General features: G+C 69.7%; 2 protein-coding genes (1 of these 2 cut by a window edge). Both read left to right on the plus strand.

Features of this window, described 5'->3' with window-relative positions:
• Positions 1 to 12,789: an amino acid adenylation domain-containing protein gene (locus tag ACYVNQ_RS13690; RefSeq protein ID WP_460903038.1), complete on the plus strand. Its 12,789-nt coding sequence runs from the start codon at positions 1 to 3 to the stop codon at positions 12,787 to 12,789.
• A protein-coding gene (locus tag ACYVNQ_RS13695) for an SDR family NAD(P)-dependent oxidoreductase (protein WP_460903039.1) crosses the window boundary here: on the plus strand, positions 12,786 to 13,779 show its beginning. 20,405 nt of this gene lie beyond the right edge of the window; only the first 994 of its 21,399 coding nucleotides appear in the window; it begins with the start codon at positions 12,786 to 12,788; the stop codon falls past the right edge of the window. The genes ACYVNQ_RS13690 and ACYVNQ_RS13695 overlap by 4 nt, the downstream gene beginning before the upstream one ends.

The following is a 13,779-nucleotide window of genomic DNA, read 5'->3' on the forward strand; positions in this document are numbered from 1 at the left end:
ATGGACCATTCGCTTGACGTATTGGCTACCCTGCAGGAGATCCTGCGATCGTGCAGTCCGGAGCGGCCGTTCTCGGCTGATGCGAGCCTCGTCGGCCAGGGGCTCGGCTCGCTGGCGGCCACGCGCTTCGTGCTGGAAGTGCAGGCGCGTTTGCAGGCCGCGATCTCGGTGGAAGAACTGGGCGCGGGCGTCACGCTGACGGCGCTCGCGGCGGCGATCGCCGGCGGCGCACGCACGATGGCCACGCATCAGCCATCCGCGCAACAGCTGCCTGCCGACGCGGCGGGTGTGCCGCTGCTGCCGCTGCAGCAAGCCTTTCTGGTGACGTCGGACCCGGGCTATAGCGCGGATCCGGTCGGCTGCCATATCTATCGTGAGTTCGACGTACAGGGCATCGACGCACAGGCGCTGCGCGCTGGCTGGCGCCGTCTGCTCGAGCATCAGCCGATGCTGTCGGCGCGTATCGCCGGCGACGGCACGCTGACGATCGGCCCGCCGGTCGAACCTGAGATCGACAGCGTGGCCGCCGATGCGCACGAAGCGGCGCTCGAAGTGCGGCGCCGCACGTGGTGGTCGCGCGCCGAACGCATGCCGGAGCGGCCGCTGGCCGTGGCGCTGGTCGTCTCGCCGGGCAGGGTATCGATTCAGTTGAGCGTCGACGCGATCGTCATCGACGGCTTCGGTCTGCAACTGCTGCTGCGCCAATGGCAGGACTTCTCACGCGGCGAGCCGATGCCGGCGCCACCGGCGTTGAGCGTGGCGCGCTGTGTGAGCCTGCTGGGCGGCGCCTATGCGCGGGCGTCGCTGGATTACTGGCGCACGCTGCTTGCGCAGGCGCCGCGCGGGCCGTTTGCGGCGCATGTGGAACAGGCGCTGGCCGCGCGCCGCGCGACCGGCGAACATGCCACGCCGATCGCGCGGCGCAGTATCGAACGCCCGGTGGCGCCGGCTGCCTGGCAGCGCGCGAAACTGCATGCCGAGCGGCTCGGCATTTCGCCAACCTCATTGGTGTTGGCCGAATTCGCCGCCGTCGTGCTGGAGCTGAACCGGAGTGCCGCGGCGTCGTTCGTGATGACCACCAGCGAACGCTCGCGCCTGCCGCAAGCGGCCGACCAGATCGTCGGCCCATTCACGTCGAGCATGATCGTACCGGTCGCGCTCGACGCGCAGGAATCCGGCGATGCATTCGCTGCGCGGCTCCATCAGCAGATCTGGGCGCAACTCGCACACAGTGCGGTGCCCGCCGTCGTAGCCTTGCGTGAAACGCCAAGCTGCGCTGCCGCGCGCGGCTTGCCGGTGGTGTTCACGAGCCTGCTCGGCACCGAGGGGCGCAGTGCCGATGCGCTGCACGTGCGGGCCGCGAGTTGCCAGACCTCCGGGGTCGCGCTCGAGCATCAGATGTGGGAACAGGACGGCCAGCTGCGCGTGCACTGGGACGTCGCCGATGCGCTGCTGCCGCCGTTTGCCGCCGACCTCTGCATCGAACGTCTGCTGGCGCGGCTGCATGCGCTGGGTGCTGCGGCATCGGCCGGTCCCGCGTTGAGCCGTCTGCAGCAGGCCTATTTCGTCGAGCGTAGCGCGGGCCTTGGCGCCGCGCCCTGTTGCGCGGTGTTTTCGTTCGATGCCACGGGGCTGGATCTGCAACAGGTCACGCACGCGTGGCACGAGCTGGTGAGCGCGACACCGGCACTGCGCAGCCGAGTCGAAGCGGACGGATCGGTCAGCGTACTGGCCGCCGGGCACACACATGGCAGCGTAGGCGTGACCGAACTCGGCGAAGCCGAGTCCGCCGAGCTTGAGCAACAGGGCGCGCAGCTCGACAAGGTGCTGCTGGATCTGCCGTTTCCGGCCGGGCGCTGGCCGCTGCAGCAGGCTCATCTGCTCCGGTCGAAGCGCGGCGCGGCGCGCTTGTACCTGTGCTTCGACCTGATCATGCTTGACGCTAAAAGCATCCATACGCTGACGGCGGCGCTGGCGGCGCGGCTTTACCCCGGCGCGGTGTCGGCGCCGGCGGCAGGCGGCGCAGCCGTTCAGCCGCCCGACGCGTATGGCAGCGATGCGTACTGGAGCGCCAGGATGCGCACGCTGCCGGCCGGCCCGCAAACGCTCGACAGCTGCCACACGGGTTCGCAATGGGCCCGCATGGAAGCGGCATTCGATGGTTATACGGCGCTCGCGGCGGCTTGCCGCGCAGCCCGCGTCGAGCTCGACGACGTGCTGATGGCGGCTTTCGCAGCGGCATGGCAACCGGAACTCGCGCGGCCGTTCACCTTGCCGCTGGTCTGCTGCCGTCCGCAGGACGACGCGGCGCGCCCTGCCGAGTTGTCGCAGATGGCGTGGCTGAGCTTTGCGCCGGCTGCGACGCCAGACGCGATCGATACGCGCGAGCCGCTGCTGCAGGTTGCGCGCGCGGTTCAGCAGGCGCGCGCGGCAGATTTGCGGCAGGGCGGCAGCGCGGGTTTGACCGCGCTGTCGTTGCGCAATGCGCAAGCGGGTGCCGCGCTCGCGCTGCCAGTGGTCTACACGGGTATCGTCGACTGGGGGCAGCTCGCTGAGCCGCTTGCCGCTTCGTTGCGCTGGCGTACCGCGACGCCAGGCATCGCGCTCGATGCGCTGGCGCTGTCGTTCAACGACCGGCTCGTGATCGGCTGGGATTACGCGCCGGATGCGTTTGCGCCGGGCGTCGTGCAGCGCGCGTTCGAGCGCTATCGCGAAGGCGTCGAACGCTTGTTGTCTGCGCCGCAAGCGCTGACGCTTGCCACTCCGGTTGCCGTGACACCCGTTGCCGCGGTACCTGTTCCTCCGGCAACGGCGGGCGAGCCAGTGCGAGCCGGGCGGCCGCTCGAGCCGGTGCACCGCGCATTCGAACGCGCCGCGGCCGAGCATGCGGACCGGCCAGCCGTGCATTGGAGCGGCGGTGTCTGGCAGTTCGGGCAGCTCAACCGGCGCGCCAACGCGATCGCGCGCCAGTTGCGCCGGCTCGGTGCCGGGCCGGGTGTGACGGTGGCGGTGTCGTTGCCGCGCACCCCTGACATGATCGCTGCGACGCTCGGCGTATTGAAGGCCGGTGCTGCCTACGTGCCGGTCGAACCGGTGCTGCCGCCCGAGCGTGCGGCGCGCATGCTCGAGGTGGCGGATTGCCGCCTTGCGCTGGTGCTGTCCACGCGGCCCGCCGAAGCGATGCTGCCGCCGCACGTGCGCTGCATCGCCGTCGATCTGCTGCCGGACACTGAAGACGATCGCCACAATCTCGAAACGGTCAACGACGTCGATACGCTCGCCTACGTGATCTTTACGTCCGGCAGTACCGGCGAGCCCAAAGGCGTGGCAGTCACCCATCGGCCGTTGCTGAATCTGTTCGACTGGTGTCAGCGCAACTATCAGTTCGGCCCGCACGATCTCGGCGTGTGCGTGACGTCGCTCGGCTTCGATCTGTCGGCGTTCGACATTCTCGGCATGCTTGGCTACGGCGCGGCGCTGTACCTGGCCGACGAAGCGCAGCAGCGCGATCCGGCGCTGCTCGCCGCGATCCTCGCCGGGCATCCGGTGACGTTCTGGAACTCGGCGCCGACCACCTTCGATCAGGTCAGCCGGCATTTCGACGACTTGCCGCAAGGGCCGGCGCGCGAGCACCTGCGGCTGGTATTCCTGAGCGGCGACTACACGCCGCTGTCGTTGCCGCCGGTGTTGTTCGGCGCTTTTCCGCGCGCCCGTCTGGTGTCGCTGGGTGGCGCGACCGAGGCGGCCGTATGGTCCAACTTTCACGAAGTGCGCAGCATCGAGCCGCACTGGCGCAGCATCCCGTATGGCCGGCCGATCGACAATGCGCGCTACTACATCCTCGATGAAGCGAACCAGCCGTGCAGCCCCGGCGTCGAAGGCGAGCTGTTCATCGGCGGCGACGTATTGAGCGTGGGCTACTACCGGCGCCCCGGCTTGACGGCCGAGCGCTTCGTGCGCGATCCGTTCGTCGCAGATCCGGCCGCGCGCATGTATCGGACCGGCGACCGCGCATCGTTTTACCCGGACGGCACCATTTCGTTCTGCGGCCGCGCCGACCGGCAGGTCAAGGTGCGCGGCGTGCGCATCGAGCTGGAAGAGATCGAGCACGCGCTGCGCCAGCATCCGCTGGTTCGCGATGCGATCGTGATGGTGCGTCACGATCCGTCGGGCGACGCGAAGATCGTGGCCTATGTGGAGGGCCTCCCCGGACTCGAGCGGCGCGCGCTGCGCGAGTTCAGCCAGACCAAACTGCCGGCCAGCATGGTGCCGAACCTCGTGCATCCGATGCGCGGTTTTCCGGCGACGAGCAACGGCAAGCTCGACCGCAACGGGTTGCCGTGGCCGCTGCCGGAAGGCGACGGCGAACTCGCGCCAGGCGCCGCGGGGGCGCCGGCCGGCGCGTGCGCGACGCCCGATCTGGGCACCTTGACCATCCGTCTGGGCGAACTGTTCAAGCGCTTCCTCGGACGCGAGCCCGATGCCGATCGCGAACTGTGGGAGCAGGGCGCGACGTCGTTCACGATGGTCCAGGTGAGCGGCGCGCTGCGTGCCGACTTCGGGGCGCGGCTGCAGGTGGAATGGCTGACCCGCGACCCGAGCGTGCGCGGTATCGCGCGGATGCTGCACGCGCATTTGCAGGGCCAGCCGCAGGCGGAGATACCGGCTTGCGCTGCACTGACGGCGGGTGCATGCGTAGTGCCGGACGCGGCAGCGGCTAGCGCAGCGGCAACGCCAATGCGCGCGACGACGCCCACGACAGCGGCGGCGGCAATGCAGATCCCAACGCCTGCAGCAACCGCAACCACGGCAGCAATGTCCACATCCGCGACGCCGTTTGACGATGGCCGGATCGATCTGCTCGATGTCGGCGCAAAGCAGGCGTTTCTCGACTCGCGTGCGAACCGCCGCGCGGATCTCGATGGGCACGCGCGGCTCACGCTGCCGCCGCTCGACGTGCCCGCGCCATGGTTCGACTGGCGCGCTGCGCAGCGCAGCTTTACCGGCGACACGATATCGGCCGCGCAACTGGGCAAGCTGCTCGGGCTGCTGGCGACACGCCGCGCAGGCGAGCGCGACGCGCGTCTTTATCCGTCGGCAGGCGATACCTATGGCGTACAGGTTTATCTATGGCTGGATGCCGGGCGCGTAGCTGGCTTCGACGGCGGATATTACTGGTACGACGGCATGACGGCCGCGCTGGTCCGGATCGGCCGCGACAGCCGCTTCGCGCGTGAAGCGCAGTTCTTCTACAACCGGCCGGTGCGCGACCGGGCTGCCGCTGCGCTGTTTCTGGTCGGCGAACCGCGTGCGATTGCGCCACTGTACGGCACCGAGGCCGAACGCTTCCAGCTGCTCGAAGCCGGCTACATCGGGCAGCTGTTGATGCTTGGGCAGCACGACAGCGGCCTCGGATTGTGCCCGATCGGCAACTTCGATACGACCGGCGTGCAGGCGAGCCTGCAGCTGCACAGCGGGCAGCCGCTGCTGCACAGCTTTCTGCTCGGCCCGGTCGCTTACCCGGCCGCACCGGGTGTGATGCCGCCGCTCGGTGTCGAAGCCGCGGCCGGCAGCCGCACCGCGCCCGTTGCGATCGTCGGGCACGCGTTGCGCTATCCCGGCGCGGCCACTCCGGATGCGTTCTGGACCTTGCTGAGCAACGGCGAGCGCGCGCTGCGCGCAGCGCCGCAGCGCCGCGGGCTGGACCGCGACGCAACGCCGGACGGCGGTTTCCTCGACAGCATCGACGGCTTCGACGCGCTGGCGTTCTCAATTGCGCCGAGTGAGGCTGCATTGCTCGACCCGCAGGCCCGCCTGCTGCTCGAAGTCGTGCGCGAGTGCCTCGAACGCGCCGGTCACGACGCCCGCTCGCTGCAGCAGGGGGGCGAACGGGTCGGCGTGTTTACCGGGCATCTGTGGCACGACTACCGGCAGCATGGTGTCGGGCTTGCCGACCGGCGCGGCGCGGTGACCGCCAACGGCTCCGAGATCGCGCACCGCATCTCGACCGTGTTCGGCTTCACCGGGCCTAGCCTTGCTATCGATACCGCGTGTTCGTCAGGCTTGAGCGCGCTGCACGTCGCGTGCACCGCGCTGGCCGCCGGCGACTGCGATAGCGCGATCGTCTGCGCGGTGAACCTGATCGCTCATCCGTCGCATGTGCAGGCGCTCGCAGCGCTCGGTTTCGTCGCAACCCGGCTGCCCGCCGGCGCCTTCGACGGCGATACCACCGGTTGGGCGATCGGCGAAGGCGCGGGGGCCCTGTTGCTGCGGCGTGGCGATGCAACCGATGCGCACGCCGACCACGTGCTGGCGCAGGTGCTGGCGACGCATCTCGAACAGTCCGGCGCGCGGGCCAGCTACGGCAGCCCGAGCGAGGCCGCCATCGAAGCGGGTCTGCGTGCGGTGCTGCAGCGGGCCGGACTCGACAGCGACGCGATCGGCTATGTCGAATGCGCCGCCGCCGGCGGACCGATGCCCGACGCGGCGGAATGGCAGGCGCTCACGAGCGTGTTCGACCATGGTGTGCTGGCCGGTACCGTCAAGCCGAACATCGGCCATCTGGAAGCCGCGTCGGGGCTATCCCAGCTTTCCAAGGTGTTGCTGCAGCTAGAGCACGGCAGGCTCGCGCCGACTCTTGCAGCGCCGCTCGCTTCGCCGCTGGTCGAGCTCGACCACGGGCCGGTGCGCCTGCTGCGTGAGGGCGGTGCGTTTGCGGCACCGGCGCGCGGCCAGCACATGCTGATCAACGCGGTGGGCAGCACCGGCGCCAGTGCCCAGGCGATCTTGCGCGCCGCGCCGGCGCGCGCGCCGGTCGCCGCGCAGGGGCCGCACTGGCTATTGCTGTCGGCGGCTTCGCCGGCGCAGCTCGAACAGCTCGCAAGTGCCTGGCGTGACGCGTTGCCGGCGCTTGGCGAACAGTCTTGGGAAGGCGTCTGCGGCACGTCTCAATTGGCCCGCCGGCCCGACGCATACCGGCTGGCGATCGAGGCCGAGCAAACCGACGATGCGCTGCGACTGCTCGGCGTGTTTCTGCGCGCGGGCAGCGACCCGCGCCTCCATGTCGCGCACGCGCCCGCCGAGCGGCAGGGCCTCGACTCGCATGCCCCGGGGCCGCGCGGCGCGTTGCAGGACTGGCTGGCCGGCAATACGGTCGACTGGCGGCGCTTCTGGAGCGCGGTGCCGCAGCGCGTGCCGCTGCCGACCTATCCGTTTGCGCGCAAGCCGTACTGGATCGACGCGACATCCGTCGTGGCATCGACCGCATCGGCAACCACGGGCGCAAGCGTAGCCGCAGCGACAACTGCAGCAGCAGCTATAACCGCCGCGCCGCCTGCTGCGCAGCCGTCTCTGCCGGAATGGCGTATGCGGTTGCGCGACGCGTTCGCACATGCCAGCGGGATCGACGCGGCGGAGTTGAACGAACATGTACCGCTCGAGCAATACGGTCTCAATTCACGCCTCGCCACCGAGGTCGTCGCGCAGCTGTCGCAACATGCGCCCGCATTGCGACTGCCGGCCACGTTGCTTTACGAGAGCCGCGATCTGGCGACGGCGGCGTCCAGACTCGCTGCGCTCGAGGCTGCGCAGGGTCTGGCGAATCCGGCGGCGGCGCATGCAGCGTCCAGTAGCGCGCCGACCACCGCGCCGGCCGTTCAGCCGCTCCCCGACAGCGACATGCGCCAGCATGCTCGTGCGATTGCGGTGATCGGCCTCGCAGGACGCTACCCAGGTGCGGACGACGTCGACGCGCTGTGGCAGCACCTGCTCGACGGCGCGGATCTGGTACGCGGTCTGCCGCCGCAGCGCGCGCGAGACGCCGCCGGCGGCGGCGCGCTGATGCAGGGCGCGTTTCTCGACGACGTCGCCGGTTTCGATCCTTTGCTGTTCGGCATCGCGCCGCACGACGCCTGCCGCATGGACCCACAAGAGCGTGTGCTGCTGGAGACCGTCTGGCACGCGCTGGAAGACGCGTGTTATCCGCCGTCGCGCCTCAAGGACGAGCTCAACGGCGAAGTGGGCGTGTTCATCGGCGCGATGCACAACGAGTATCCATTGCTCGGCGTCGAGATGAGCACGCCGCAACGGCGGGTCGATGCGGGCGCCACGGTGGCCGGCATGGCCAATCGCATTTCCTATCATCTCGACCTGCATGGGCCGAGCCTGACGGTCGACACGATGTGCTCGTCGTCGTTGAGCGCGCTGCAGCTTGCGGTCGACGCGCTGCGCGCCGGCCGTATCCAGCTGGCGATCGTCGGTAGCGTCAGCCTTGCGCTGCATCCGAACAAGTTCGTCCAGCAGCAGCGCCTGCAGATGACCGCGAGCGACGCTCGCTGCCGCAGCTTCGGCGCGGGCGGCGATGGCTTCATCCCCGGCGAGGGCGCTGCAGTGTTGATTCTGCGCGCGCAGTCCAGCGCCGCTCAGGCAAACGACCGCATCCAGGGCCTCGTGCTCGGCTGCGCGGTCAATCATGGCGGCAAGGTCAACGGCTATACGGTGCCGAACCCGCACGCGCAGACTGCTTTGGTACGCGCTGCGCTTGCCGATGCCGGGGTGACCGCAGCGAGTGTTTCGTACGTCGAGGCACATGGCACGGGCACCGCGCTCGGCGATCCGATCGAGGCCCGCGCGCTCGAAGCGGCGCTGGCGCTGGCGGACGCGCCACAGCCGCTGATGCTCGGCTCGATCAAGTCGAACCTCGGTCACCTGGAAGCGGCCGCGGGGCTGGCCGGCGTCACCAAGGTGCTGCTACAGCTGCGCGAGAAGACGCTGGTCGCGTCGCTGCATGCTGCGCGCGGCAATCCGCAGATCGACTGGCGCCGCTTTGCCGTGCCGCAGGCGACACAGGCGTGGTTGCCACGCCGCGATGCTGCGGGCGTGGAGGTCTGGCGCGCCGGCGTCAGCGCGTTTGGTGCCGGCGGCAGCAACGCGCACGTGGTGCTGGAGGCCGCGCCGGCCGCAGCGCATGCGGCGCAGCCTGAGTCCGGCCCGCAGCTGCTGGTGCTGTCCGCCGCGACCCGCGATGCACTACAGGCGAGCGCGCGACGTCTGGCAGCGGTTCTCGCGCGCACCGACCGCGCCACGCCAAGCTTGCAGCAGGTTGCCACCACGCTACAGCTCGGCCGCGAAGCACTGCGCGAGCGCTGGGCCGCACCGTGCAGCAGCATGGCCGAAGCGCTCGTGCTGCTGCGTGCCCTTGGCGCCGGTGCCGAGGTCGGAGTGTACGGGCGCGCGACACCGCAGGCGCAGGCGCAAGCCTGCGCAGCATCGCTGCCGCTCGACGAAGTGGCGCGCGCATGGGTGACGGGTCAGCAGGTGAGCTGGCAGCGCAGCGGACCCTGGCTGGCCTTGCCGGGATATCCGTTCATGCGGATTCGCTGCTGGATCGACGGCATCGGCGATGCTGTCGATGTGCCTGCGGCGCCCATCTTGCCGGCCGCGCCCGGTGCGCCGGCGCCGCTTGCCGAACGCGTCTGGCGGCCTGCCGGCGCGGCGCTGCCTGCGTCGGTCCGGCAGGTCGACGCACCGGTGCTGTGTGTGGTGAATGCGGCGACCCGCGCGCTGGCTGATGCACTCGCGCAGCAGCTCGCACCGCGTGACGTGCTGGTGCGCGACGTGACGAACTCGGCCGGCCCCATCGAGGCGCGGCCATCGGCCGTGGTGTTGCTGGCCGACCTGGACGCGCACGGTGCGTCGTGGCAGCAGAGCTTTGCGCATTGTGCCGCGCTGGCGCGCGGTGCGGCGCTGGCGGCAGTGCACATCGTGCATGCCGTCAGCGGTTTGCACGCTCCTTCGGCTGAACCCGGCAGCGGCGCCGGCGCCGAGCTCGCTGGCCTGCTGTATGCGCTGGCTGCCGAATACAAGGGCACCACCTGTAGCATCGTCGATGTCGGTCCGGTGCAGCTTGCCGATCCTGCGGCGTGCGCACGGCTGGCCGCGGCGCTGGCCGGCGAACTCACCACGCCCACACCGGGCGATGTGTGCCTGACGCCGCTTGGCCGGCTGCTGCCGGTCTGGCAAAACGTCGAGCGCCGCGCGCCGGCATGGCAGCCGCGCGCCGGCGACGCGTATGCGATCACCGGCGGAACGCGCGGCCTCGGTGCACGCCTCGCACGTGAACTGGCGCGGCGCGGCGCGCGCCGTCTCGGGCTGCTCGGCCGCACCCGTTCCGTACAAACCGACGCGCTGGTGGCCGAACTCGAGCAGCAGGGCGCGCGGGTGGTGGTGCACTACGCGAGCGTCGAGCAGCTCGTGACGACCGACGCCTGGCTGCAGGCTATCGAACGCGAACTCGGGCCGCTGGCCGGCGTATTCCACTGTGCGGGCGTGAGTTCGCGCGGCGGCCTCGCGCTGGCGGACCGGCGCGGCGACGATCTGGCCGACGTGATGGCGCCAAAGAGCGCCGGGCTCGCCGCGCTGCTGCCCGCGATCCAGCGTGCGCAGCCCGGTTTCGTCGTGCTGTTTTCGTCAATCTCGGCGGTCGTGCCTGAAGTGGGTGTCGGCGTCGGCGATTACGCAGCCGCCAATCGCGCGATGGACTATCTCGCCGAGCAAAAGCAGCGGCGCGGCGTGCCGCAACTGAAAACGGTGGCCTGGCCTAGCTGGCGCGAGTCCAACACGGCGGCCGCGGCAAGCGAAGCCGTGATGCAGCGCCACGGCTTGCCGCTGCTTTCGGATCAGCAGGCATTCGAATACCTGTGGACCACGATGGCGTTGCAGGGGGCCTTGCGCTATTGCCCGGTGGATGCAGCGCTGCTGATGCCGCCGATAAATGTGCCGGCGGTGGGGACGTCACTGCCGCAGACCGGCCGTACCGTCACCGCTGCTCGCGATGCCGCGAATGCCGTGGCGAATGCGGTTGCAGCGGTTGCCGATGCCCTCGCGGATGCCGTGATCCCAGCCGTGACGCCGTTTCCGCCCAACCCGCCGGCCGATGCGTTGCCGTGGCTGCGCGAACTGCTGGCTGAACGTACCGGCTTGCCGTTGCAGATGATTCCGCAGCATGCGAGTTTCGCGGAACTCGGCGTCGAGTCGGTGATGCTGGGGCGCCTCGTCGAGGACATCGAGGCACGTATTGGCCAGCCGCTTGGGCCGTCCGTTCTTCTCGAATATCAGACAGCTGAAGCATTGGCCGCGCATTTCGCTGCGTCTGGCATCGCTGCCGTCAAGCCGGTGGCGCCGGCCGCGCAGCCGGGCACAGCAGTGGCTCAGCCGGCGGAAGCTGCGCGAGCGCAAGCGTCGGCCGTGTCGAGCGCTTCGCTCGACGTACCGGCGGCGCCTGCAGCCGTCCACAGTGCCGGTTCCACGTTGCCGGCGCTGTCTGTCGCGCGCGAGGCGGTGGCGGTCATCGGTATGGCGGTGCGTGTGCCCGGTGCGGCGGATACCGGGCAATTCTGGCGCCTGCTGACCGACGCTCAGTGTGCGATCACGGAGGTGCCGCCCGGCCGCTGGGATACCGCGGCACTGTTCGATCCTGCCGGTAAGCCCGGTACCAGCGTGTCGCGCTGGGGAGGCTTCGTGACCGGTATCGAGGATTTCGATGCGGCGTTCTTCGGCCTGACGGAAACGGCCGCGCTTGCGCTGGACCCGGCGGTACGGCTCTTCATGGAAGCGGCGCTGCATTGCCTCGCCGATGCCGGCCTCGAACCGTCACAGGTGCGGCGCGGCAATGTCGGCGTCTACGTCGGCGCGCGCATGGGCAACTACGGTCAACGCGTCGCGCTGGCGGACCTCGATTCGGGGCTTGGCAGCGACCAGAATTTCATCGCGGCCCATCTTGCGCATTTTCTCGATCTGCGCGGCGCGAACATGGTGGTCGACTCAGCCTGCTCGTCATCGTTGAGCGCGCTGCACCTTGCCTGCCAGAGCATCCTGAACGGCGACGCGGAACAGGCCTTTGCGGGCGGCGTCGACGTGCTGCTGGACGAGGAGGTGTACGTGCAGTTCACGCGCGCCGGAGCGCTGTCGCCGAGCGGCCGCTGCCGGACCTTCGATCGCCACGCCGACGGCTTTGTACCGGGCGAAGGTTGCGCGGTGTTTCTGCTGAAGCGGTTGTCGCACGCGCTGGCGGACGGCGACCGCATTCACGCGGTGATCGAAGCGAGCGCCCTCAATAACGACGGCCGCACGATGGGCCTGACCACGCCGAATCCGGACGCGCAAAAAGACGTGATTCGCAGCGCGCTGGCGCGGGCCGGCCGCACGCCTGAGCAGATCGGCATGGTCGAAACGCACGGCACCGCGACCATGATCGGCGACCCGATCGAACTGAAGGCGCTGAACGACGCCTATCGCGGCGGCACGCAGCAGCGCGGCTTCTGCGCGGTAGGCAGCGTGAAGAGCAACGTCGGGCATCTGCTGAGCGCGGCCGGCGCGGTGGGCCTTGCCAAGGCGGTGCTCGCGGTCGAGCACGGCCTGGTTCCGCCCACGCTGTTTTGCGACACGCCGAACCCACGCTTCGATCTGGCCAGCTCGCCGTTTTTCATTCCCCATGCGCTCAGCCCATGGCCGGTTGCGGGCCCCCGCACAGCGGGCGTCAGCGCCTTTGGGCTGGGCGGCAGCAATGCACATGTAATCGTCGGCGAGGCGCCGCCGCATCGCGCGCTACGCGCGGCGCTCGCGCCGCCACCACTGCGCCGCCGCAGGCTGTGGCTGGAACGCGACGGCCGCCGCTCGACGACGCCCGCGTTGCCGCCGCTTTCGACGCCCGTCCCTTCGTCGTTGCTGAACCTGCAGTTCGAGGAAGCGGTCAGCGACGCCGTTTACTCCCCTGAGCTATCGACATCGTGAACAACCCCTCTCTCGTTTGTACGCTGCGGCTCGAGCACACCGATCTGGTGATGCAGAACCATCGGGTGCATGGTGTTTCCGTGATGCCCGGTGTGGTGTTCCTCGACCTGGCGGTGCGGATTCTCGCCGCGCGCGGCCACGACTTTACGGGTTACGCGCTCGAGCGCGTGCTGTTCAGCGAGCCGGTCGTGACGGCGACCGGCTCGGATCGCGAACTGCGCGTGCGCATCAGGCTCCCGGCAGCGAGCGCGGGCGCGCTGCTGGTCGACAGCCGGGTGTGGGGCAGCACGGGCCCGTTCGTCGAGAACATGCGCGCGGTGCTGGTGGCCGACCACAGCGCAGCCAGACCGCCGCTGGACGCCGCTGCGTTGAAAGCGCGCATGACGGGCGCGTTGCAGATGAGCGAAATGTACCGGCGCGCCCGGCTTGAAAACATCGATCACCGTGCGCCGATGCGCTGCGTGGGGCAACTGTGGAAGGGCGACGGAGCGCTGCTCGCCGAGCTGCGGCTCGAAGTGCCGGCCGAGCCGGGTTTCCATATGCACCCGGCGGCGCTGGATGCCGCCACGATTGCCGCGTATGGCCAGACCGAAGCGGCCTTCAATGCGCCGTACATTCCGGTGTCGATCGACCGGGTGCGAATCGTCGCGCCGCTGTCGGAGCAGTTCTATCTGCATGCGCCGCGCACGGAGACGCTCGCCGCGACCGGCGACGTGATCAGCAACGACTACGACCTGTACGACCACACCGGCCGGCATTGCGCCAGCTTTACCCGGCTGACCTGCAAGCGCATCCGCGCGCCGGAACTGATCACGCGGCTGTTGCAGGCGCCGGTGGCGGATGCGCCTGTTGCGGCACACGCTGCGCCGGCCGATGTAAGTGCGGTGAACTCAACGGTGGCAGCGGCGGCAGCGGCGGCAGCCCCCAGCGGCGCTGCGGCACACCACGGGTCTTATGCGCGCTTGCTGAAAGAGTGGATCGGCCAGACGC

Source organism: Paraburkholderia jirisanensis, from assembly GCF_054782355.1.

Bases quoted from the DNA above. Each gene is read 5' to 3' on its own strand.
- ACYVNQ_RS13690 (WP_460903038.1), top strand. From the start codon at position 1: ATGGACCATTCGCTTGACGTATTGGCTACCCTGCAGGAGATCCTGCGA.